Origin of the sequence: Umezawaea sp., assembly GCF_036375055.1 — a bacterium.
In the GTDB taxonomy this organism is placed as follows: Bacteria; Actinomycetota; Actinomycetes; order Mycobacteriales; family Pseudonocardiaceae; genus Umezawaea.
Genome location: NZ_DASUSQ010000146.1, coordinates 39606 through 61900 on the forward strand (window position 1 = coordinate 39606; position 22295 = coordinate 61900).

The following is a 22295-nucleotide window of genomic DNA, read 5'->3' on the forward strand; positions in this document are numbered from 1 at the left end:
CGGCGCGAAGAGCGGCTACGCCAGGCCGCTCGACGTGAGGGTGCGGCGTACGGCGGGATCGTCGGGGCGCAGGCCGTAGCGGTGTTCGTAGACCGCCTCCACCAGCGCGCGGAGGTCTTGGCCTGTGATTGGTTCGGTCGGTGAGGTGGTCAGGTCCGCCGCCATCAGTCGTAGTGCGTGTGGTTCCTCGTCCCCGTGTGGTGGGAGGTAGGACGTCACCGGCAGGAGGAGGGCACCGTTCTTCTCGTAGAACGAGATGCGTTTGATGCGTACCTCCACCTCGGCCTCGGGTACGTCGGGTTCTGATGGGTCCTCCACGTCGTGGACCATCCTGGTGAAGCCTGCCTCGGCCATGGTCGCGGTCAGGTGTGACCACAGCAGCGAGCCGACGCCGCGGCCCCTGCTGGCCGCCACGAAGAACCGCAGGAAGACCCAGCCCGTGGACGCCAGCGGCCGTAGGACGGCGAAGCCGAGGGGGGTGTCGTCGACCAGCACGAACGCCTGGTCGGTCAGGAGCGAGTCGAACGGGGCCCGCAGGTGCGGTGGGAATCCGTCCTCGTAGATCGCCCGCACGACCTCCAGGTCGCCTGGCTCCAACGACTCCGAGGTCACGAGTTCCACCGGAACACGCCTCCCACCATCGTCCGCAGGACCGAGATGTCCTTGATGCGTGCGGGGTCCACGGTCGCCGGGTTGGCCGAGAGCACGACCAGGTCGGCCAGTTTGCCCGGTGTGATCGTGCCCTTCACGTGCTCCTGGCACGACGCGTAGGCCGACCCGTAGGTGAAGGCGCGCAACGCTTCGAGGCCGCTCACCGCCTCGGCCGGGTTGAACGGCGCCCCGGACGACGTCTCCTGGTTCACCATGTCGTGCATCCCGAGCAGCGGGGCACCGCGCACCACCGGCCGGTCCGAGCTGCCCGGCACGACGAGCCCGGCGTCGAGCAGCGACCGCTGCCGGTACGCCCACCTCACCCGCTCCGGCCCCAGCGCGGTGATCATCCCGTCGCCGATCTCGTTGACGAACCTCCCCTGCGGCACCGGGACCACGCCCAGCTCGACCGCTCGCGCCACCTGATCGGGCCGCGCGACGCCGAAGTGCTCGATCCGGTGCCGCGGCGCGGACCGGGGGAACCCGACCGCCGCCGACTCGTACGCGTCCAGCACGAGGTCGATCGCCGCGTCGCCGATGGCGTGGGTGGCGACCCGCCAGCCCGACCGGTGCGCCGCGATGATCGTCGCCGTCAGGTCGGCCGCCTCGCCCTGGAGGTAGCCGCGGACCCCCGGTGTGTCGGCGAAGTCCTGGCACATCGCGGACGTGTGCCCGATCAGCGAGCCGTCGGAGAACACCTTCACCGGCCCGATGCGCAGCCAGTCGTCCCCGAACCCGCTGCGGATCCCCAGGTCGAGACCCAGCGACAGGCCGTCGGTGGCGTGCGCGGTCAGCGACCGCAGCGCGTCGACCGCCACCATCAGCTCGACCCGGACGTGCAGGCGCCCCTGGTCCCGAGCGGCCTGGTAGGCCGCGACCTCCACCGGGGACTTGCCGATCCAGCCGCCGCCGATGCCCGCTTCGACGCAGCTCGTGATGCCCTCGGCGAGGTACTGCCGCCCGGCCAGGTCGATCGCGTCCACCAGCGTGTCCACCGGGTACGGCAGCACCAGCGAGTTCACCAGCTGCTGCGCCTGCTCCTCCAGCAGCCCGGTGTCGACGCCCACGACGCCACCGACGACCTCGACCGGCCCGGACGTGATGCCCAACGCCTCCAGGACCGGCGTGTTCACCACGCACATGTGCCCGGAGGTGTGCTTCAGCCACACCTTCCGCCCCGGCGCGACCCGGTCCAGCTCCGCTCGCGTCGGGTGGCCGCCGATCTTGTTCTGGTCGTACCCGGCTCCGACGACCCACTCGCCGGGCTCGACGGTCCGCGCCTTCTCCCCCACCACGCGGTACAGCTCGGCCAGGTCACGCACCCGCAGGTCCACTTCGGACAGCGTGAGCCCGAACCACGCCATGTGGTTGTGCGCGTCGTGGAACCCCGGCACGACCACGGCCCCGCCGAGGTCCACGACCTCCCGCGCGGGAACGTCCTCCAGCGCCACGATCCGGTCGCCCAGGATCGCGACCGACCGCGCGTCGGGACCGTCCAGGGTCACGACCTCGGCGTTCGTCAGCAGCAGATCGGCCTCGATCACGACTGGTTCTCCAGGAAGGTCTCGCGGTACCAGTCGCTCCACGGCATAGGCCTGCCCGTCGCCGGATCCGTCTTCACGATCACCCGGTACCCCTTCGCGTACGTCACGTCGTCGCCACCGCAGCGGAACCCGTACACCGCGCTGGTGGTCCCGATCCGGTCGAACGTCAGCTCCACCCGCATCGGCCCCGGCGCGGTCACCGCCGCCAGGAACTCCACGTGCAGTTCCCGCACCGCGTAGTGCAGGTCCGGGTCGCGGTCGCCGAACCGCGCCCACCCCTTGCCCAGTTCCTCGAACAGCGCCGACTGGGCGCGTTCGACGTGGACGGCGAACCGCGAGTTGTGCAGCGTCCCGTTCAGGTCGAGTTCGTCGAAGAACACGGGGCTGTCCCACGAGAAGGTCACGGCGCGCTCCGATCCAGCAGGTGCTTCGCGACCCGTTCGGACGGTGTCCTCGGCAGGTCGTCGCGGAACTCCCAGTAGCGCGGCACCTTGAACGACGCCAGCCGCTCCGCGCAGTACGCCGACAGCTCCTCCTCGCCGACCGCGCCGACCACGAACGCCTTGACCTCCTCGCCGCGGATCTCGTCCGGCACGCCGACCACGGCCGCGAGCGCGACGGCGGGATGGCTCAGCAGCACCTCCTCCACCTCTTGCGCCGCGATGTTCTCGCCGCTGCGCCGGATCATGTCCTTGATCCGCCCCAGGTGGTAGACCCGCCCCTGCTCGTCCAGCCGCGCCAGGTCGCCGGTCGGGAACCAGCCGTCGCGCAGCACGCTGGGCAGTCCGAGGTAGCCGTCCATCATGCCCGGCCCGCGCAGCAGCAGCTCGCCGTCGACGATCTTCACCTCGCGGTGCGCCGCGGGCCGCCCGAGGCAGCCGGTGCCGACCAGCTCGTCGTGCTCCTCGGCGCCGACGCGGATGTCCGCGCCGGTCTCCGTCATCCCGAACGCCTCGTACCAGCCGACGCCCCAGCGGGCCTCCAGCACGGCGTGCAGCGACGGCGGGATCGCCGAGCACTGCACCGCCCGCACCCGGTGCTCCCGGTCGAGCGGCGACTCGGGCATGCGCAGCAGCAACGTCGGCATCGCACCGAGGCAGTAGAAGTAGGTGACCCCGTGCTCGCGCACCCTGTCCCAGAACGACGAGGGGTGGAAGCCGTCCAGGACCACGAGTTCCGCGCCCGCCAGCAGCGCGGAGACGACGTTCCACTGCGGGTCGATGTAGTAGAACGGCTGGGCGGTCAGCATCACGTCGGCCGCGACCAGCCGGGGGAACTCCTCGACCAGGCTGGCACCGAGGGTGGTCCAGTACCGGTGCGACAGCACGCAGCCCTTGGGCGACCCGGTGGTCCCGGACGTGTACTGGATGTTCACCGCCGCGCCGGGGTCGACCGGCTGCTGCTCGAACCCCTCCACCGGCGCCAGGTCCTCCAGCGGCAGCACCGCGACGCCGAGCGACTCGACCAGGGGCCGGAACTCCTCCGTGGTCACGACGGCGACCGCGGCCGAATCGCGCAGCAGGTGCTCGGCGTCGACGGTCCGGTAGCGGGTGTTCACCGGCACCATCGCCGCGCCCAGCCGCGCCAGCGCCAGCCACACCAGCGGGAACTCGGGCTGGTTGCGCAGCAGCACCGCGACCCGGTCGCCCGCGCCGACGCCCCTGAGCCGCAGCGCCTGCGCGTACCCGGCGCTGAGCCGGTCCACGTCGCCGAAGGTGAGGCGGACACCGGGGTCGAACGTCCACGCGATCCGCTCCGGCCACAGGTCGGCCGCCCGGCGCACGGCGGCGACGAGATCAGTCACGTCCGAACTCCTCACGCGGCGCGTCCCCTTCCCCGGACAAGCTGGTCAGCAGGGCGTGGTCGACCTCCGTGGCCAGCGCTTCCTCAAGGGTGGCGTCGAGCCCCAGGTCCAGCACCCGCTTGGCCAGGCTCACGGCGACCCTCGGCCGGGCGGTGATCCGACCCGCCAGGTCCAGCGCGACCTTCTCGTGCTCGCCCGCGGCCGCGACCCGGCTGATCAGCCCGATGGCCTTGGCCTCGCCCGCGGGCACGCGCTCGCCGAGCAGCAGCAGGTCCTTCGCCTTGGCCAGCCCGACCAGCCGCGGCAGCAGCAGGGAGATCCCCCCGGTCACGCTCAGTCCCACGCTGACCTCGGGGAACCCGAACTGGGCGTGCTCGTCCGCCACGACCAGGTCGCACGCGAGCGCGAACTCGCAGCCCGCGCCGAGCGCGTACCCGTGCACGGCGGCGATCACGACGCCGGGGAACCGACGGACCAGCCGTGTGACGTCCTGGATGGCCTCCAGCCGCGCCCTGGTCTCCAGCACCGTCTCGACCGGCTCGGGCTCCTTGAGGTCGTGCCCGGCGCAGAACGCGCGACCGCGACCGGCGAGCACCACGGCCCCGGCGCCGTCGGCCGAGGCGCGGGTCAGCGCGGCGACCAGCCCGTCGGTGAGCGCGGGCACCACGGCGTTGAGCCGCTCGGGCCGGTTGAGGTGGATCAGCGCCACTCCGTCGCGGCACTCGTACTCGACAACCACGGAACGCTCCTCCAGGCCGGCTCCCGATCGATCGATCGATCGGGCATACTGGGGACCGTAGGACGACTCCGCCGACGTGGTCAAGAGGTGCGCTGTGATTCCCACCGGAACGAGGGTCAGGGATGCCGCGATCGAGCTGTTCGCCGAACGCGGCTTCCACGGCACCGGCATCCGCGACCTGGCCGAACGCGCGGGCCTGTCCTCCGCGACGCTCTACCACTACATGGGCACCAAGGAGGACCTGCTCGTCTCGATCATGACCGAGAGCCTGGACCGCCTGTTCAGAGCAGGCGAGCGGCTCACCGGGGCCGACCCGTCGAGCCGGATCACCGGCCTGGTGGAGCTGCACGTCCTCACGCACGCGACGCACCGGCTGGAGACGCGGGTCGTCGACGACGAGATGCGTTCCCTGTCCCCCGACCGGCGGGCCGCCGTGGTCGCGCTGCGCGACCGCTACGAGGCGCTGTGGCAGGACGCCATCGACGCCGGGTGCGCGGACGGCTCGTTCCACGTCCGCGCACCGAGGGTCGCCAGGCTCGCGCTGCTGGAGATGTGCGGCGGCATCGCCCGCTGGTACGCTCCCGACGGGCCGATCCCCCTGGAGGACCTGGCCCTGCGCTACGCCGAGATGGCGCTCGGCGTGCTCGGCGCCGCGGGCCCGCCGCCGGTCTTCAAGGTCGACTCCGTCCGGCGGATCAGCGCCATCGTCGACGAGATCTGGCCCTAGAGCACGCGTCCGAGGAAGCCCCTGGTGTACCCGGCCACCGCGTCGAGGTGGCTCTCCAGCAGGAAGTGGCCGCCGTCGAGCAGGTGCACCTCGGCGTCCGGCAGGTCGCGCCGGAACGCCCGCGCGCCGTCCGGGCCGAAGATCTCGTCGTTGCCGCCCCACACGGCCAGCAGCGGCACCTGGCTCGCGCGGAAGTACTCGTGGAACCTCGGGTACAGGTCGACGTTCGTCCGGTAGTCCAGGAACAGCGCCATCTGGGCCTCGGCGTTGCCCGGCCGCGACACCAGCGCGTGGTCGTGCGCCCACGTGTCCGGGCTGACCAGGCTCACGTCCGGCACGCCGTGGGTGTACTGCCAGCGGATGGCCTCCAGGCTCAGGGCCGCGCGCACGGGCGCGGCGGTGTCCGGGTTCGGGTCCGCCCAGTACGCCTGGACCGGCGCCCAGAACTCCGGCACGAGGCCCTCGGTGTAGGCGTTGCCGTTCTGCGTGACGATCGCGGTGATCCGGTCCGGCCGCCGCACGGCGAGCCGCCAGCCCACGGGCGCGCCGTAGTCCTGCACGTAGATCGCGGTCCGCTCGACGCCGAGGTGGTCGAGCAGCCCCTCGGTGAGGTCGGCGAGCGCGTCGAACGCGTAGTCGAACTCGTCCGCCGACGGCGCGGCGGAGTGGCCGAAGCCGAGCAGGTCGGGCGCGATCACGCGGTAGCGGTCGGCGAGCAGCGGGATCAGGTGGCGGAACATGTGCGAACTGGTCGGGAAGCCGTGCAGCAGGACGATCGCGGGCGCGTCGACCGGGCCCGCCTCGCGGTAGAAGAGCGACCGGCCGTGCACGGTGGCGGTGCGGTGGTGGACCGAGGTCATGCCTAACCCCTTCACATGGTTTGTCTGGTTAGCCTGGCCGCCACATCGGAGCACGCCACGATCTAACCTGTCAAGCTAACCAGTGTGGTTAGATGTGGGGGTGGACGACGTGGACGCGCTGCTCGCGCTGCTCAACAGCACCCCGGTGGTCGACGGCGTCCCGACCGACGCGTGGGCCGACGACACCGCCGCCGAGGAGTGGGCCCGCGAGCACGGCGGAGGCGGCGCGCGGGCAGGCGACCTCCGCCGGATCCGCGACCGGCTCCAGGCCGTCGCACGCGGGGCCGCGGACCCGTCGGTGCTGGTGGACGCCCTCGACGGCGTGCACCAGGTCCCCCGGCTCGACCACGAGGGCGTGACGTGGGCGCTCGTCGGCGCGGACCTGCCCGCCCGGATGGTGCTCGCGTGGGCGGCCGTCCAGGAGGCGTTCCCCGGCAGGCTGCGCCCGTGCGGCAACGACGAGTGCCGCCTGTTCCTGCTCGACCGCAGCCGCGCCAACCGCGCCCGCTGGTGCTCCATGGCCACCTGCGGCAACCGCCTCAAGGCACGACGCCACCACCAGCGCGCTCAGGCGCGGGAGGCGTGACGGCGGCGGTCCCGACCCGGAGGACTGGAGCGTCCGGCCGCTCCGTCGCGAGGGGGTTCCACCGTGACACCGAAGGAGATCCTCGAACGGCACGTCCACGCGGGCCTGACCCGGAACGCCGAGGCGCAGGCCGCGCCCGACGGCGACCCGATGGCCCTCGTGCGGGTCTTCCGGCCGCGCGACGGCGAGAGCGCGCTGACGCGCGACCGCTTCTCCCCCGACACCGTCCGCCGAGGACGGATCCGGTCGGCGGGCCCCCGACAGGCCCGCCGACCGGGGGTCCTACTTGGAGAAGACGTTCTTGATCTTCTCGACGCCGTCGCCGACGGCGTCCTTCACGTCCTCCACGACGCCCTTCAGGCCCGCCGAGGCCTGGTCGGCCCGCCCCTCGGCCTTCAACTCCTCGTCGCCGGTCACGCCGCCCGCGGTCTCCTTGGCCTTGCCGCCGAGCTCCTCGGCCTTGTTGCTGATCTTGTCGCCCAACGACATCGCGTCTCTCCTCCGACCCTCGGCACCCGGCGGGTGACCGTCTCGCCACGAGGACACGGGACCCGGCGGGTTCGTCACGCCACGATCGGGTCTCCACCGGGTGACGGCGATCACCGTCACCGATCCTGGGTGGGGCCGTGACGTTTTCGCCCCGGCCGTGTCCTCACCAGAGCCGTGGGAAAGGAACTCGCCGATGCCGTGCGCAGTCGGAGGTCGTGGATGACGCACATCGAGGTCGTCAGCGCACCGCTGGACGACGCCACGCTCGTCACCCGTGCCAGGGATGGCGACGTGCGCGCCTACGAGGTGCTGGTGCTGCGCTACCAGGGCCGGATGTACCGGTTCGCGCAGCGGATGCTCGCGAGCCGGCCGGACGCCGAGGACGTGGTGCAGGAGGTGTTCCTGACCGCGTGGCGGAGGCTGGACCAGCTCCAGGACGGGGCGGCGTTCGTGTCGTGGCTCTACAAGGCCACCACGAACCGGTGCCTCAACGTGATCCGCGCCCGCAAGCCGCGGACGGAGGTGGAGCCCGATGAGCACGAGGCCCCTGGTCCGCTGCCGGAGCGGTCGGCCGAGGTCGGCGAGCAGATGGCCGCGCTCGGTCGGGCGCTGCTCCAGCTCACGGACGAGCAGCGCGCGTGCTGGCTGCTGCGCGAGGTCCACGGCCGGTCCTACGACGAGATCGCACAGCACATCGGCAGCGGCGTGACGGCGGTGCGCGGCCGGATCGCACGCGCACGGGTGCAACTCGCGGAGGTGATGGCGCCATGGCGATGAACGAGACCGATCAGGGCTACCTGCTGCCCTGCGGTCGTGACGTCGAGGCGGTGTGGGACCGGCTCGACGAGATCGACGCGCACGAACTGGAGTGCCCGCACTGCCTGGGCGCCCGCGAGAGCCTGCGGGCCCTGCGCGCCGCCACCGAGGAGATGGCGCTCGACACCGAGGAGCCGTCGCGCGCGCTGTTCGGCCGGATCATGTCCGCGGTCAGGGCCGAGGTCCGGCGGGGCGAGGTGCTGCCGGTGCCGAGCGACGACGCGGGTCCCATCCACGTGAGCGGGCGGGCCATCGCGGCCGTGCTGAGGTTCGCCGCCGACACCGTCCCGGGGGTCCGGGCGCGGCACTGCCACGTCGTCGCGCGGATCGACGTGATCGACGTGGCGCTGAAGCTGGCCGTCAGCCACGTGAACCTCACCGTCGATGTGGTGGACGTGGTGCGCGAAAGGGTGACAGCGGCGGCGTCCGCGCGCGTCGGCGTGCGGGTGAACCGCTTGGACATCACCGTCGAAGACCTGTACGACCTCTGAGGAACGAGTGACATGACTGCGGAGCACGTGATCGCCAAACCGGTGGTGGCCGCCGTCGCCGCGCACGCGGCGAGCGGCGTCGCCGGGGTGGTGCGGCTGGAACCGGGGGTCGCGGGCCTGGTCGGCTCGGTGGCGCGTACCGCGCGCCAGCGGTTCAAGGGCCTGGAACCGGTGCCGACCGAGGGTGTGCGGGTGCGGGTGGAGGGCCGGGTCTGGGTGGAGGTCGACGTCGTGACCTCGGCCGTGGACCAGGCGGTCGCGGTGGCGCGGGCCGTGCAGCGCGCGGTCGCGGCGGCCGTCACGGAGGCCACGGGCCTGCCCGTCGCGGCGGTGGCCGTGTTCGTCCTGGACATCGAGCTGTCGTGACGACCTCTCCGGAACCGGCCGAGAAGCTGCTCGCCGCGCTGCGCGGCGTCCGGGGTCTGCGCCCGGCGACGCCCGCGGTGAAGCCCTCCACGTCGTGGGTGCCGTGGGACTGGGACACGCTCGCCGTCGACCTCCGCCCCGACGTGGTCGAGGTGCGCGTGGTCGCGACCTCCCTGCCGCTGCCGCCGCTGCTGGCCGAGGCCACCGCCGTGCTGACCGAGGTGCTGCGGCACGGCCCGTTCGCCGGGGCCGCGCTGCGGATCGTGGTGACCGACCTGGACGCGTCGGCACTGCGGAGTGAGACCCGCGCCACTCGATCGGGGCCGTGACGTTCCCGTCCGAGCCGGTGTCCTAGCAGGAGAAGCCATCCACGACCCGAGGAGCGCGACGATGAGCAAACCGACCGCCACCACCAGTCCGACGGCCGCCGTCGTCCCGGCGAGCGGCACGCTGGTGACGGAGCACGGCACGACCACCGTCGCCGACACCGTGGTGCAGAAGATCGCGGGCCTGGCGGCGCGCGAGGTCAGCGGCGTGCACGCCCTGGGCAGCGGCACGTCCCGCGCGTTCGGCGCCATCCGCGAACGCATCCCCGGCGCGTCGGCCAGCGCGGGCCAGGGAGTGTCCGTCGAGGTCGGCGAGAAGCAGGCGGCCGTCGACCTCCAGCTGCTCGTCGAGTACGGCGTCCCGATCGCCGACCTGGCGCGGTCGGTGCGCCGCAACGTGATCACCTCGATCGAGCGGATGACCGGGCTGGAGGTCGTCGAGGTCAACATCGCCGTCGTGGACGTGCACATCCCCGGCGACGACGACTCCCCCACCTCCGAGCCCACCACCTCCCGCGTCCAGTAGCCGCACCGTCCGGCAGGGCCCGACGCACCGCCGATCCCAGGAGGACACGGTCAGATGACCGCCACCGCACTCGGACTGCTGTTCGGCCTCGCACTCGGCTTCGCCGCCGCGTTCGGCGGCTTCAGCGCCTTCCTCATCGTGCTCGCCTTCGGCGCGCTGGGCCTGGTCGCGGGCCTCGTGGCGGACGGCAAGCTCGACCTGTCCCAGCTGACCACGAGGGACAGGGGATGACCCTCGCCCTGGAGCGGGGCACGACCACCGTCTCACCGCGGGCGGTCGAGAGGCTCGCCGCGCGAGCGGTGTCGGAGGTCGACGGCGTCAGCGGTGGCGGTGCGACCCACCGCGTACTGGGGGTCGCCGTCGGCTCCGACGAACCGGTCCGGGTCACCGCACGCGTCACCGGGTCCCGCGCCGTGCTGACCGTGCGCCTGTCGGTCGACTACCCGCGCTCGGTGGCGGCGACCACCAGCCACGTCCGCGCCCACCTGATGACGCGGGTGGAGGAGCTGACCGGCCTCACCGTGTCCGGAGTGGACATCACCGTCACCTCGCTGCCCACCACGACCGCACCGGGTCCCGGGGTCCGGTAGCACCGGGCGCCACCGTCCACTCCGGACGCTACACCGACAGGCGGTCGCGCAGGAACGCGCGCAGCGCCTCGACGTCGGTGTCCTCCGCGACGTCGACCGGGTAGGCGCCCGGCACGAGCGACCCGCGTCCGTCGCCGTCCGACGTGTCCACGTCGAGCAGGTGCTCCCGCGTGGTCAGGATGCCCGGCTTGATCGCCTCCGCCACGGCGACGGCGTCGTGCACCAGGATGCCGTCGATGCCGTTCGCCTCCAGGTAGAACTCGCGGTACCGCGTGGTGAGGCCTTCCAGGGTGGTGCCCACCTCACCCGTCAGCGACTCCAGCCACGCGCCGTCCACGGCGCACCTGCGCGTCAGGTCGATCGGGACCAGCACGGGGCGTTCGGCGAGCACCCGCCGCGCGGCGTCCGCGTCGCTCCAGATGTTGAACTCCGCGGTGGGCGTGACGTTCCCGCCCGCGATGCCGCCGCCCATGACGACCAGCCTGCCGATCCGGCCCGCGTGCGTGTCGAGGAGGCGGGCGATGTTCGTGAGCGGGCCGATCGCCGCGACGGTGACGGGCTCGGCGCTGGCGTCGATCGTGTCGCGGAGGAACTCCACGGCGTCGCGGGCGTCGATCCGGTCGTTCACGGGCAGCGTGAGCGCCTTGCCCGAGAGGCCGTCGTCGCCGTGCACGAGCCGCGCGTCGGGCCTGCTGATCTCGCCCATCGCCCGGTCGGCTCCCCTGGCCACCGGGGCGGTGCTCCCCAGGAGCGCGAGCAGTCGCTGGGCGTTGCGGGTGGTGTGGTCGATCGACACGTTGCCGAAGACGGTCGTGACCCCGAGCAGGTCCACCTCGGGGCTGCGCACCGCGAGCGCCAGCGCGAACGCGTCGTCCACGCCGGGATCGGTGTCGATGATCAACGGGATCGTCATGCCCCCAGTCTGCTGCACCCGGCGTCGGGCCGGTGGTCCCGCCGTTCGAGTCGACTCCACCCACTGGGCCCTGTACAGACCCGGCACCTGGCCCTATGTTTCTGGGAGCGCTCCCAGAAACGGGGCGCTCGCCGTCAGAGCGGACGGCACGGCACCCCTGCACGACGTGCCGCGGTTCGAGGAGATCACTACATGGCACCCCACTCGCCACGGCGATGGCGCCGTGCGGCCAAGGCGGTCACCATCGCGTTAGCGCTGGTCGTCAGCGGCAGCACCGGCTACGCGGCCCACGCGGCCGACTACGAGCGGTTGGTCAACGGCACCTTCTCCGGCGGCTCAGCCGACCCCTGGTGGAACGGCGCGGGCACGTCCGGTCGCGTCACCGACGGGGAGTTCTGCACCGCCGTCACGGGCGGCACGACGAACCCCTGGGACGCCCTGATCGGCCAGAACGGCGTGCCGTTCGAGGCGGGTCAGTCCTACACGTTCGCGTTCGACGCGCGCGCGACGACACCGCAGCGGGTCTCGGCGGTGGCGGGCGAGGGCGTGGCCCCGTACCGGCAGATCGCGAAGCAGGACTTCGACGTCACCGCGGCCTCGCAGCGGTTCACCTACACGTTCACCTCGACGCTGGACTTCCCCGACGCGGGCAGCGGGCAGGTCACCTTCCACCTCGGCGGCCAGTCGTTCGACAACACGGTCTGCGTCGACAACGTCTCCCTGATCGGCGGCGTGGTCCCGCCCGGCGGCGCTCCCGGAACGCCGACGAAGAAGATCCAGGTCAACCAGGTCGGCTACCTGCCCGACCTGCCCAAGCACGCGACGCTGGTCAGCGACTCGACCACGCCGGTGGCCTGGACCCTGCGCGACTCCTCCGGCGCCACCGCCGCCACCGGCCAGAGCAGGCCGCAGGGCGCCGACGCCGCGTCGGGCGACAGCACGCACGTGATCGACTTCTCGTCGTTCACGACCGCGGGCACGGGCTACACGCTGGCGGTCGGCGACGAGGAGAGCTTCCCGTTCGACATCACCGCCGACCCGTACGCGAAGCTCCGCCGCGACTCGCTGGCGTTCTACTACCACCAGCGCAGCGGCACCCCGATCGAGGCGCGGTACGTCGGCGACACCTACGCCAGGCCCGCGGGCCACGTGAACGTCGCCCCCAACCAGGGTGACGACGCCGTGCCGTGCCGCGCGGACCTGAACTGCGGCTACACGCTGGACGTGCGCGGCGGCTGGTACGACGCGGGCGACCACGGCAAGTACGTCGTGAACGGCGGCATCTCCGCGTGGCAGGTGCTCGACACCTACGAGCGCGCGGTCGCGTTCGGCGACGCGGACGCGCTGGGCGACGGGACGCTGGCGATCCCCGAGCGGGCCAACGGCGTGCCGGACGTCCTGGACGAGGCGCGCTGGGAGGTCGAGTTCCTGCTGAAGATGCAGGCGCCGAGCGGACTGGTGCACCACAAGATCCACGACGCGAACTGGACCGGTCTGCCCACGCTGCCCGACCAGGACCCGCAACCGCGCAGGCTGTCCGCCGTGAGCACGGCGGCGACGCTGAACATGGCCGCGGTGGCCGCCCAGTCGGCCCGGATCTGGAAGACGATCGACCCGGCGTTCGCCGCGAAGAACCTGGCCGCGGCCAAGAAGGCCTACGCGGCGGCGAAGGCGAACCCGAACCTGATCGCCGATCCCAACGACGGCACGGGCGGCGGCAGCTACTCCGACGCCACGGTGTCCGACGAGTTCTACTGGGCCGCGGCCGAGCTGTTCACGACGACCGGCGCCGACGCCTACCGCGCCGACGTCACGGGCTCCCCGCACTTCAGGGGCGCGAGCCTCAACACGCGGGGCTTCGACTGGGGTTCGACCGGCCCGCTCGGCGACATCACGCTCGCGGTGGTGCCGAACGGCCTGCCGCGCGCGGACGTCGCGGCGATCCGGTCGGCGTTCACCACGACGGCGGACGCGCACCTGGCCCAGATCGCGACGCAGGGCTACCCCGCGCCGTACCGGACCACCGACGGCTCCTACGACTGGGGCTCGAACGGCCTGGTGGCGAACAACGCGGTGGTCCTGGCGCTGGCCAACGACTTCACCGGTGACGCGAAGTACCGGGAGGGCGTCTACGAGACCATGGGCTACCTGCTGGGCCGCAACCCGACGGGCTACTCCTACGTCACGGGCTACGGCGACCAGCCGGTGCGCAACGTGCACCACCGGCACTGGGCCAACCAGCTCGAACCGTCGCTGCCGACGGCGCCGCCCGGCGTGCTGTCCGGCGGTCCGAACAGCGCCCTCCAGGACCCGATCGCGGCCCGGCTGCTCCAGGGCTGCAAGCCGCAGAAGTGCTTCGTGGACCACATCGAGGCGTACTCGCTCAACGAGGTGACGGTCAACTGGAACTCCGCGCTCGCGTGGGTCGCCAACTGGGCCGCGGAGAAGTCCGGGGGAGGGTCCGGCTGCGAGGTCTCCTACCGGTCGACGAAGTGGGCGTCCGGCCAGACGGCGAGCATCGAGGTGAGGAACTCCGGCGACGAGGCGTGGGACGGCTGGACGCTGGGCTTCGGCTTCCCCGGCGGCCAGAAGATCACCAACGGCTGGTCGGCGACCTGGCGGCAGGAGGGTGCGGAGGTCACCGGCACCAGCCTGTCGTGGAACGGGAAGCTGGCTCCGGGCGCCTCGACCCACCTGGGCTTCGTCGCCTCGGCGGGTGCGGGCGACGCTGATCCGGCGACGTTCCGGATCAACGGGAAGGTGTGCTCGACGGGCTGACCGACCGGCTTCCGGCGGAGACCACCGGGTCTCCGCCGGACGCCGCGGGCGCCGGGGCTACCGGGCCCGCGGCCCGAAGCGCAGCCGGAACGAGACGACCGACAGCCCCAGGAACGGTTCGCGGCCGTGCAGCCAGCCCAGGGGCCCGTCGGGGGCGATCCTCCAGCGCACACCGGCGAACCGCCCCCGGCCCCTCGCCCGCACCGGGGTGCGGGCGAGCGCGCCGTCCAGCGCCTGGAAGACCGGCCCCGAGACGAGCACCGGCACACCACGACCGCCCGAGGTGTGCCGCGCTTCGCCGATGCCGGTCGCGGCGGCGCTGAACGCGGGTGCGGGGACGATCGTGAGGTCGGCCAACTCCTTGGGGATGCCCCACAGCCGCCGACCGCCCGCCCTCGACTCCGGGCTGTCGACCCAGATGTGCGTGATCGACAGCCCCGGCCGGGCGCCGCGCCGGACGAGGACGCCCGCGAGCAGCTCGTGGTAGGGCAGCAGGCTCCCCGGCAGGTAGTCCACGAACGCCGTCGTCACGAGCGCGCGGCCGAACGCCGTGACCGGTCGGACCCCGTCGGGCAGCGCGGGCAGGTCGCGCACGCGCACGGTCCACAGCGACACGCAGCCGTGCCCGTGCAGGTCCCACGGCTCGGGCGGGTAGTCGACGTCCACGGAGGGTCCTCACTTCGGGGTCAGGGGAAGGCGCAGCGCGCCGGGAGCGGTGCGCGGCACGACCGGGTGCCGGGGCGCGACCGGCGCGACCCGGACGTACGGCGAACCGGGTGCCGGACGCGGGTCGGGCTCGCCCAGGTTGGGCCACAGCGACGCCGCGCGCTCGGCGAGCGCGGTGATCGTCAGCGACGGGTTCACGCCGGGGTTGGCGGGAATGGTCGACCCGTCGACCACGTGCAGGCCGTCGTACCCGTGCACCCGGTGGTAGGGGTCGACCACGCCGGTCGACGCGGTGGCGCCGATGACGCAGCCGCCGATGAAGTGGCCGGTCATCGGGATGTCGGCCAGGTCGGTCCACGCGCCGCCGGGCACGCCGTCGATCTTCGCCCCGACGCGGCGGGCCACGTCGTGCCCGGCCGGGATCCACGTCGGGATGGGGTCGCCCTCGCCGGGTGAGCTGGTCAGCCGCCTGCCGAACACCCCTCGGCGGGTGCGGGTGGTCAGCGAGTTGTCCAGGTCCTGCATCACCAGCAGCGCCACCGTCTGCTCGGACCAGCGCTTCGGCCCGAGGAGCCTGCGCAGGTCGTGCCGCCGCCGCAGGAGTTCCCGCGCGCCGAGCCGCCAGCGGGGCGTGCCGGGTTCGGCGTCCACGAGGACCGTCATCAGCAGGCCCATGAGGTTGCTGCCCCGCCCGTAGCGGACGGGTTCGACGTGGGTGTGCTCGTCCGGGTGCATCGAGGACGTGACCGCGACGCCGCGCGAGTAGTCGACGCCGTCGGTGCGGGCCCGCACGCCCAGCACGGCCTCGGAGTTGGTGCGCGCCAGCACGCCCAGCCGGGTCGACAGCCCCGGCAGGCTGCCCCGGTCGCGCAGGTCGTGCAGCAGCCGCTGCGTGCCGAGGGACGCCGCGGCGAACACCACCTGCCGCGCGGTGAACGCCTTCCGCCCGCCGGGCAGGACGCCGGTGGCGCGCGTGTCGACGCGGTAGCCGCCGCGGACCGGCCGGACGTCCACCACCGTCGTCAGCGGGTGGACGACCGCGCCCGCCCGTTCGGCGAGGTGCAGGTAGTTCTTCACCAGCGTGTTCTTCGCGCCGCGGCGGCAGCCGGTCATGCACTCGCCGCAGTGCGTGCAGCCGGTGCGCTCCGGTCCGACACCGCCGAAGTACGGGTCGGGCACCCGCCTCCCCGGCTCACCGAGGAACACGCCCACGCGCGCCGGGTGGCTGCGGACGCCGAGGTCGTCGGCGACGGCGCGCAGCACGTCGTCGGCCGGGGTGGCGCGCGGGTACTCGGCGACGCCCAGCATCCGGCTCGCCTGGTCGTACCAGGGCGCGAGTTCGGCCCGCCAGTCGGTGATCCCGCTCCACCTCGGGTCGCGGTAGAAGGGCTCCGGCGGCTCGTAGAGGGTGTTGGCGTAGACCAGCGAACCGCCGCCGACCCCCGCTCCGCTGAGCACCAGCACGTCGCGCAGCAGGTCGATCCGCTGGATGCCGAGGCACCCGAGCCGGGGCGCGAACAGGTAGTCGCGCAGCCGCCACGAGCTGGTGGCGAACTCGTCGTCGGCGAACCGCCGCCCGGCCTCCAGCACGCCGACCCGGTAGCCCTTCTCGGTCAGCCGCAACGCCGTGACGCTGCCGCCGAACCCGGAGCCGATCACCAGCACGTCGTAGTCGCTCATCACGCGCCCCCGTGGTGGAAGTCCCGGTGGTCGACCCGCGAGGTGCGGCGGCGGTACTCCCACACCGAGCCGGGCCAGTTCGTGACGACGCGCCCGGTGGCGTCGCGGTACCAGTTCGCGCACCTCGTCCACACCGTGCGCGCCAGGCGGTCCTGCGTCTCGGCGTCGAACCGCTCCGCGACCTCCCGGCGCACCTCCACGGTGGGCACCGACGCCAGGTGCCGCACCGCCTGCCGGACGTACTCGCACTGCGACTCGATCATGTACACGATCGAGTTGCCGCCCAGGTTCGTGTTGGGCCCGTACAGGACGAAGAAGTTCGGGAAACCCGGCACGGTCATGCCCAGGTGGGCCCGTGCGCCGCCCGCCCACTCGTCGGCCAGCTCCCGGCCGCCGCGACCGCGGATCCGCATCGGGGCGAGGAAGTCGGTCGCCGCGAACCCCGTGCCGTACACGACCACGTCCACCTCGTGGTCGACGCCGTCGGCCGTGCGCACGCCGGTCGGGGTCAGCTCGGTGATCTTCTCGGTGACCAGGTCGACGTTGGGCTCGGCCAGCGCGGGGTACCAGTCGTTGGAGAACAGCAGCCGCTGGCAGCCGACCCGGTGGGCGGGCACGAGCCGCGCCCGCAGCACGGGGTCGGGCACCTGGCGGCGCAGGTGCAGCCGGGACAGGCCCGCGACCAGCACACCGAGCGGCTGGACCGAGGTGAGGGCCGCCGTGAGGAGTTCGCCGACGAGCCAGGTGCCCAGCCGTCCCGCGCGCTGGGCGGGCGGCGCGGTGCGGAACAGCCGGTGGTGCCACGGCCGGTACAGCCGGTCGGGTTTCGGCACGACGTGCGGCGCCGTCCGCTGGAACACCGTGAGCCTGCCCGCGAGGGGTTGCAGGCGCGGGACGAACTGGACGGCGCTGGCGCCGGTGCCGATGACCGCGATCCGCTTGCCCCGCAGGTCGTGCCGGTGCTCCCAGCGGGCGCTGTGGAACGCCGGGCCGCGGAACGAGGCCGCGCCGGGCAGGTCGGGGACGACCGGCCGGGAGAGCTGGCCCACGGCCGAGACCAGCACGTCGGCCTCCACGACCTCGCCGCCCGCCAGCTCGACCCGCCACACCGTCGCGGCCTCGTCGAACACCGCGGCCACGACGTCGGCGCCGAACCGGATCCGGTCGAGCACCTCGGCCCCGACCCGCTTCAGGTAGGCGTGGATGTCGGGTCCCTCGGCGTACCGGCGCGGCCAGGCCGGGTTGGGGGCGAACGAGTAGGAGTACAGCGACGACGGCACGTCGCAGGCCGCACCGGGGTAGGTGTTGTCCCGCCACACGCCGCCCAGGTCGTCGGCGCGTTCCAGCACGGTCACGTCCACGCCGTCGCGCCGCAGGGCCAGCGCCACGCCGATGCCGGAGAAGCCCGCTCCGATGACGACGACACGGGGACGTGACGAGTGGTTCACCCGATCGACGCTAGGGAGCTCCACCCGGCCGGCTCAAGACAGGAGCGGACGCGGAATCGACAATGGCGGCCATGACGTCTCTCGCGGAACCGGTGATCGGGCACTGGGACTTCCGGCGCAGCGTGGCCGGTGTGGCCCTCGTGGTGCGGTTCGGCGCGGAGCACGGCATCGACGCGGGCACGCTGCTCGCGGACAGCGGCATCTCCCCCGCCGACCTCACCGACCCGGTCGGGGAGGTCGCCGCGGCGCAGGAGCTGCGGGTGGTCCGCACGCTGGCCGAGCTGATGCCGGACGCGGGCCCCGCGCTCGGCGGCCGGTACCACGTGACGACGTTCGGCATCCTGGGCTACGCGTTCATCAGCAGCCCGACGGTGCTGGACGCGGTGAACGTGGCGCTGCGCTACCTGGACCTGAGCTTCACGTTCAGCATCCCGCGCGCGTCGCTGGTCGACGGCCGGGTGCGGATCGAGCTGGACGACTCGGCCCTGCCCGCGCCCGTGGCCCGGTTCCTGGTGGAACGCGACCTCGCGGCCATCCACACGGTCATCGGCGAGCTGCTGCCCGGCGGCGTGCCGCTGCTGGCCGTCGACTTCCGCTTCCCCGAGCCGTCCGACGTGACGGGGCACGAGCGCGTGTTCGGTCTGCTGCCCCGGTTCGGGCGGCGCGCGACGGTGGCGAGCTTCGACTCGGCGTTCCTGCACCGGCCGCTGCCGCAGGCCGACCCGCACACCGTGGCGGCGTGCGAGGCGCAGTGCCGCGAGCTGGTGGCCCGCCGCCGGGCGCGGGTCGGGATCGCCCACGAGGTGCGCGAGCTGCTCAGCCGCCCCGGCTCGATCGCGGTCGGGATGGACCACGTTGCCCGCGAGCTGACGATCAGCACGCGGACGCTGCGGCGCAGGCTCGCGGAGTCCGGCACCAGCTACCAGGAGCTGCTGGACGAGGTGCGCGAGGTGCTGGCGCAGGAGCTGCTGGCCACGCTGGCCGTCGAGGACGTGGCGCTGCGCCTGGGCTACGCGGAGGCGTCGAGCTTCATCCACGCGTTCAAGCGGTGGAAGGGGGTCACGCCCGCCGCGTACGCGCGACGGGCGTGACGACCGAACACCGCGTTCTCCTGGCAGGGCGGAGGTCTCGGTCCGGGCTCCACAGTGGAGCCACCTCCGGGCTGGGCAGGAGCACGGACACCGCACAGGACGCCGGCGGCCGGAGAACGGACCATCGCGGCCGCGGAAACCTCCGCACGGCAACGATCACCCGGCGGAACCGCTCTTGTCGGTCACGACGGCGATGAGCGCGATCAACTGCTCGCGGAAGCGGTCGTAGTCGTCGACGGCGCCGAGCAGCACCTCGGACTCGCGCTCCTCGCGCCGGGCGGCCTTGAGCACCCTGCGCCCGGCGGGGGTGATCGCGACGAGGGTGCGCCTGCGGTCGCGCTCGTCGGAGTAGCGCCGGATGAACCCCGAGCGCTCCAGGCGTTCGGTGGTGCGGCTCATGGTCTGGTCGGTCACCCGGCACAGCACGGCCAACTCGCGCTGCGCCAGCGGCGCCTCCACCACGTGGTGCAGGATGATCATGCCCGCGTGGGTCAGGTCGAGGCCCGCGAGCACGGTGTCGAACCGGCCCTCCAGCATCCGCGCGGCGACCGACAGCAGCCGCCCCGTCGGCCAGGAGTGCACGTCGGAGCGCATGTCGCGCACCTGCTCGTCCGGCTCGGCCATCGGGTCATCTTCGCAGACGAGCCGGACGAGGCCGTCAGCCGACGTCGGTGTTCACCGGCATCCCGGTCACCGGCCGCCCGGTGGCGACGGCGACGGCGCTCGCGATGGCCGCGGCGGCGGGCGGGTAGGCCAGCTCCCCCAGCCCGCCGATCGGCGCGTCGGACGGCACCAGCACCACGTCGACCTCCGGTGCCCGGTCGATCCTGGCCCACGCGTAGTCCCGGAAGGACGATTGGACGACCCGCCCCTCCCGCACGGTGATCCGCGCGCCGAGCACGGTCGACACGGCGTCCACCACGCAGCCCTCGACCTGCGCCCGCACACCCGACGGGTGCAGCGCCGCGCCGACGTCGACCGCGGCCGTCACCCGGCGGACGCGCGGCACGCCGTCCTCCAGCTCCACGACCGCGACCACCGCGATGGCCGACCCGTAGTCCAGGTGGCACGCGACCCCTCGGGCCCGGTGCCGCGACGCGCTCCAGCGGGCGCGGTTCGCCGCGACGTCCAGCACCCGGCGCAGCCGCGAGTCGGCGGGCAGCAGGCGCCTGCGCAGCGCGACCTGGTCCCAGCCGCCGCGGTCGCCGATCGCGCTGAGGAAGCACTCCTCGGCGTAGCCGAACTGGCCCGCGTAGACCGCCCGCCAGAACGCCGTGCGCAGCGGGGCGGGGGTGAGTCCCACGACGACCGCGCCCGGCACGGTGTACGGGAAGTGGTCGCCGCTGCCCTTGACCACGGCGGGGTTGGCGAACGGCGGCGAGGTCGTCAGCGGCCACGTCGACACGGCGTGCGACCGCCACGTCGGCAGCCCCTCGGCGTCGACCACCGCGCTCAGCCGGTGCACGGACATCGGCCGGTAGGAGTCGTGCCGGGTGTCGTCGTCGCGGGTCCACAGCACCTTGACCGGCTTGCCGACGGCCCGCGAGCAGGCGACGGCCTCCAGGACGAAGTCCGACTCGACCCGCCTGCCGAACGCGCCGCCCGCGAGCGTCGGCTCCACCCGCACGAGCGCCGGGTCGAGGCCCAGGGTCTGCGCCAGCCTGGTCCGCAGCCCGCCGGGGTCCTGCGTGGGCACCCACAGCGACACGCCGTCCGCGCGCACGTCGGCGGTGGCGTTCATGGGTTCCATCGGCGCGTGGGCCAGCAGCGGCAGCCGGTACTCGGCTCGCAGCGCCACCGGTCCCGGCGCGGGTTCGGTCGCGGGCAGCGCGCCCGCCAGGTCCTCCAGCCACTCCCGGCTGTCGGCGGTCGGCGTGCCGCCGGTCCACGTGACGGCCAGCGCCTCCCGTCCGCGCAGCGCGGCGGGCGCCGATCCGGCGACGACCGCGATCCCGCCGTCGACCCGGACCACGTCGACCACCCCGGCCACCGCGCGGGCCGCCGCGTCGTCGACCACGTCGGGCACCGCGCCGATCCACGGCGGGCGCGCCACCACGGCGGTCAGCAGGCCGGGCCGGACGACGTCGATGCCGTACCGGGCCTTGCCGGTGACGATGTCGTGGGCGTCGATCCGCCCGGCTCCCCGGCCGAGCACCTTCCACTCCCGCCGCGGCACGAGGGTCACCGGCACGGTCGCCGGGTCGAGCGCCGCGGCGTCGGCCACCAGCGCCGCGTACGGCAGCCTCCGGCGCCGCGGGTGCTCGACGAACCCGTCGCGCGCCCGGCAGCTCTCGACCGGCACGCCCCACCTGGCCGCGGCGGCGGCCACGAGCAGGCACCGCGCGGTCGCCGCGGCCCGGCGCAGCGGCTCGGTCATCAGCCGCAGCGAGGAGGAGTTCGCCACGACCTGGGACCCGTAGCGGGCCGTGTCGCCGAGCGCCTGCTCGACGTGCACGGCGTCCAGGTCGACGGCCAGTTCCTCGGCCACCAGCATCGCGACGACGGTCCGCACGCCCTGGCCGGTGTCCGGGCGCGGTGCGGTGGCGGTGATCCGCCCGTCCGCGTCCAGCCGCACGAAGACGGTGGGGACCAGGCCCGCGGCGTCGGCGAGCGCGGGCACCGGCAGCGCCACGACCAGCGCGCCGAGCCCGGCGGCGGTGAGGAAGGAGCGTCGGTCGAGCATCAGCGTCCACCCCTCGCGAGCTGGGCCGCGCGCTTCACGGCGACGCGGATGCGGGCGTAGGTCCCGCACCGGCACACGTTGTCCCGCAGCGCCTCGTCGATGTCCGCGTCGCTCGGGTCGGGGTGCTCGGCCAGCAGCGCGACCGTCGTCATGATCTGGCCGGGCTGGCAGTAGCCGCACTGGGCCACGTCCTGCTCCACCCAGGCCCGCTGGACGGGGTGGTCGCCCCGGCGTGACAGGCCCTCGATGGTCGTGATGTCCCCGCCCGCGGCGTCCGCGACGCTCGTCGTGCACGGCCGGAACGCCGATCCGTCCACAATGGACGTGCACGCCCCGCAGGCGCCGACCCCGCACCCGTACTTCGGACCGGTCAGCCCCAGGTCCTCGCGCAGCGCCCACAGCAGCGGGGTGTCGTCGGGCAGATCGACCTCGTGCCAGGAACCGTTGACCCGCAACCGGTGTGTACCCACCGCGTGCTCCCGTTCGTCGTCGGACGTGCCACCTGTGGTGGTGCCCCAGCA

25 protein-coding genes are annotated in these 22295 nt (G+C 73.3%); 11 read left to right on the forward strand and 14 right to left on the reverse strand.

Annotation, left to right across the window (positions count from 1 at the left end):
- Positions 1-15: 15 nt before the first annotated feature.
- From VFZ92_RS35910 to VFZ92_RS35930, 5 genes are read right to left on the reverse strand one after another with little or no spacing between them, the layout of a single operon-like run.
- Positions 16-621 (reverse strand): GNAT family N-acetyltransferase, encoded by a 606-nt coding sequence (locus VFZ92_RS35910; RefSeq protein WP_330881346.1) that lies wholly within the window; start codon positions 619-621, stop codon positions 16-18.
- Complete coding sequence (locus VFZ92_RS35915; protein ID WP_330881348.1) at positions 609-2195, reverse strand: amidohydrolase; 1587 nt, start codon at positions 2193-2195, stop codon at positions 609-611. The genes VFZ92_RS35910 and VFZ92_RS35915 overlap by 13 nt, the downstream gene beginning before the upstream one ends.
- Positions 2192-2599, reverse strand: a complete 408-nt coding sequence (locus VFZ92_RS35920) for a thioesterase family protein (RefSeq protein WP_330881350.1) — start codon at positions 2597-2599, stop codon at positions 2192-2194. The genes VFZ92_RS35915 and VFZ92_RS35920 overlap by 4 nt, the downstream gene beginning before the upstream one ends.
- On the reverse strand, positions 2596-3999 hold the full coding sequence (locus VFZ92_RS35925) for an AMP-binding protein (RefSeq protein ID WP_330881352.1): 1404 nt from the start codon (positions 3997-3999) through the stop codon (positions 2596-2598). The genes VFZ92_RS35920 and VFZ92_RS35925 overlap by 4 nt, the downstream gene beginning before the upstream one ends.
- Complete coding sequence (locus VFZ92_RS35930) at positions 3992-4738, reverse strand: enoyl-CoA hydratase/isomerase family protein (protein ID WP_330881354.1); 747 nt, start codon at positions 4736-4738, stop codon at positions 3992-3994. Before VFZ92_RS35930 ends, VFZ92_RS35925 begins: the two co-directional genes overlap by 8 nt.
- A 97-nt stretch (positions 4739-4835) precedes the next feature.
- Between VFZ92_RS35930 and VFZ92_RS35935 the strand changes: the two genes are divergently transcribed.
- Positions 4836-5465, forward strand: a complete 630-nt coding sequence (locus VFZ92_RS35935; protein ID WP_330881466.1) for a TetR/AcrR family transcriptional regulator — start codon at positions 4836-4838, stop codon at positions 5463-5465.
- Here the strand turns inward: VFZ92_RS35935 and VFZ92_RS35940 are convergent.
- Positions 5462-6325: an alpha/beta hydrolase gene (locus tag VFZ92_RS35940; RefSeq protein ID WP_330881356.1), complete on the reverse strand. Its 864-nt coding sequence runs from the start codon at positions 6323-6325 to the stop codon at positions 5462-5464. The two genes, VFZ92_RS35935 and VFZ92_RS35940, sit on opposite strands and share 4 nt — an antisense overlap.
- 109 nt (positions 6326-6434) lie before the next feature.
- Between VFZ92_RS35940 and VFZ92_RS35945 the strand changes: the two genes are divergently transcribed.
- Positions 6435-6911, forward strand: a complete 477-nt coding sequence (locus VFZ92_RS35945; protein WP_330881468.1) for a CGNR zinc finger domain-containing protein — start codon at positions 6435-6437, stop codon at positions 6909-6911.
- Positions 6912-7193: 282 nt separating this feature from the next.
- Here VFZ92_RS35945 and VFZ92_RS35950 read toward each other — a convergent pair whose 3' ends face one another.
- Positions 7194-7400 (reverse strand): CsbD family protein, encoded by a 207-nt coding sequence (locus VFZ92_RS35950; protein WP_330881358.1) that lies wholly within the window; start codon positions 7398-7400, stop codon positions 7194-7196.
- A gap of 219 nt (positions 7401-7619) precedes the next feature.
- Between VFZ92_RS35950 and VFZ92_RS35955 the strand changes: the two genes are divergently transcribed.
- The 7 genes from VFZ92_RS35955 to VFZ92_RS35985 all read left to right on the forward strand — a co-directional run bounded on the left by VFZ92_RS35955 (position 7620) and on the right by VFZ92_RS35985 (position 10515).
- Entirely contained in the window at positions 7620-8177 is a 558-nt protein-coding gene (locus VFZ92_RS35955) for an RNA polymerase sigma factor (protein WP_330881360.1), read from the forward strand.
- Positions 8174-8707, forward strand: coding sequence for an Asp23/Gls24 family envelope stress response protein (locus tag VFZ92_RS35960; protein WP_414720103.1), 534 nt, complete (start codon positions 8174-8176; stop codon positions 8705-8707). The genes VFZ92_RS35955 and VFZ92_RS35960 overlap by 4 nt, the downstream gene beginning before the upstream one ends.
- A 12-nt stretch (positions 8708-8719) precedes the next feature.
- Entirely contained in the window at positions 8720-9073 is a 354-nt protein-coding gene (locus VFZ92_RS35965; protein WP_330881364.1) for an Asp23/Gls24 family envelope stress response protein, read from the forward strand.
- Positions 9070-9402 (forward strand): hypothetical protein, encoded by a 333-nt coding sequence (locus tag VFZ92_RS35970; RefSeq protein WP_330881366.1) that lies wholly within the window; start codon positions 9070-9072, stop codon positions 9400-9402. Before VFZ92_RS35965 ends, VFZ92_RS35970 begins: the two co-directional genes overlap by 4 nt.
- A gap of 61 nt (positions 9403-9463) precedes the next feature.
- Entirely contained in the window at positions 9464-9925 is a 462-nt protein-coding gene (locus tag VFZ92_RS35975; RefSeq protein ID WP_330881368.1) for an Asp23/Gls24 family envelope stress response protein, read from the forward strand.
- 54 nt (positions 9926-9979) lie between these two features.
- Entirely contained in the window at positions 9980-10156 is a 177-nt protein-coding gene (locus VFZ92_RS35980; RefSeq protein WP_330881370.1) for a hypothetical protein, read from the forward strand.
- Positions 10153-10515, forward strand: a complete 363-nt coding sequence (locus VFZ92_RS35985; RefSeq protein ID WP_330881372.1) for an Asp23/Gls24 family envelope stress response protein — start codon at positions 10153-10155, stop codon at positions 10513-10515. Before VFZ92_RS35980 ends, VFZ92_RS35985 begins: the two co-directional genes overlap by 4 nt.
- Positions 10516-10543: 28 nt before the next feature.
- Here the strand turns inward: VFZ92_RS35985 and VFZ92_RS35990 are convergent, their stop codons facing one another.
- Entirely contained in the window at positions 10544-11428 is an 885-nt protein-coding gene (locus VFZ92_RS35990) for a nucleoside hydrolase (RefSeq protein WP_330881374.1), read from the reverse strand.
- A gap of 192 nt (positions 11429-11620) precedes the next feature.
- Here VFZ92_RS35990 and VFZ92_RS35995 point away from each other — a divergent pair, with 192 nt between their 5' ends.
- Positions 11621-14206 (forward strand): glycoside hydrolase family 9 protein, encoded by a 2586-nt coding sequence (locus tag VFZ92_RS35995; RefSeq protein ID WP_330881376.1) that lies wholly within the window; start codon positions 11621-11623, stop codon positions 14204-14206.
- Positions 14207-14263: 57 nt separating this feature from the next.
- Here VFZ92_RS35995 and VFZ92_RS36000 read toward each other — a convergent pair whose 3' ends face one another.
- Genes VFZ92_RS36000 through VFZ92_RS36010 form a run of 3 tightly spaced genes read right to left on the reverse strand, consistent with a single transcriptional unit; the run spans position 14264 to position 18024 of the window.
- The gene (locus VFZ92_RS36000) at positions 14264-14872 is read right to left on the reverse strand and encodes an acetoacetate decarboxylase family protein (RefSeq protein ID WP_330881379.1); all 609 of its coding nucleotides are present in this window, start codon (positions 14870-14872) and stop codon (positions 14264-14266) included.
- 9 nt (positions 14873-14881) lie between these two features.
- Positions 14882-16552: a GMC family oxidoreductase gene (locus VFZ92_RS36005; protein WP_330881381.1), complete on the reverse strand. Its 1671-nt coding sequence runs from the start codon at positions 16550-16552 to the stop codon at positions 14882-14884.
- The gene (locus VFZ92_RS36010) at positions 16552-18024 is read right to left on the reverse strand and encodes an NAD(P)/FAD-dependent oxidoreductase (protein WP_330881383.1); all 1473 of its coding nucleotides are present in this window, start codon (positions 18022-18024) and stop codon (positions 16552-16554) included. Before VFZ92_RS36010 ends, VFZ92_RS36005 begins: the two co-directional genes overlap by 1 nt.
- A 47-nt stretch (positions 18025-18071) precedes the next feature.
- Between VFZ92_RS36010 and VFZ92_RS36015 the strand changes: the two genes are divergently transcribed.
- Positions 18072-19091: an AraC family transcriptional regulator gene (locus tag VFZ92_RS36015; protein WP_330881385.1), complete on the forward strand. Its 1020-nt coding sequence runs from the start codon at positions 18072-18074 to the stop codon at positions 19089-19091.
- A gap of 156 nt (positions 19092-19247) precedes the next feature.
- On the opposite strand, the gene VFZ92_RS36020 is transcribed toward VFZ92_RS36015, so the two are convergent.
- From VFZ92_RS36020 to VFZ92_RS36030, 3 genes are read right to left on the reverse strand one after another with little or no spacing between them, the layout of a single operon-like run.
- Positions 19248-19715: a MarR family winged helix-turn-helix transcriptional regulator gene (locus VFZ92_RS36020; RefSeq protein ID WP_330881387.1), complete on the reverse strand. Its 468-nt coding sequence runs from the start codon at positions 19713-19715 to the stop codon at positions 19248-19250.
- Positions 19716-19749: 34 nt separating this feature from the next.
- Entirely contained in the window at positions 19750-21774 is a 2025-nt protein-coding gene (locus VFZ92_RS36025) for a xanthine dehydrogenase family protein molybdopterin-binding subunit (protein ID WP_330881389.1), read from the reverse strand.
- Positions 21774-22244: a (2Fe-2S)-binding protein gene (locus VFZ92_RS36030; RefSeq protein WP_330881391.1), complete on the reverse strand. Its 471-nt coding sequence runs from the start codon at positions 22242-22244 to the stop codon at positions 21774-21776. The genes VFZ92_RS36025 and VFZ92_RS36030 overlap by 1 nt, the downstream gene beginning before the upstream one ends.
- Positions 22245-22295: the final 51 nt, after the last annotated feature.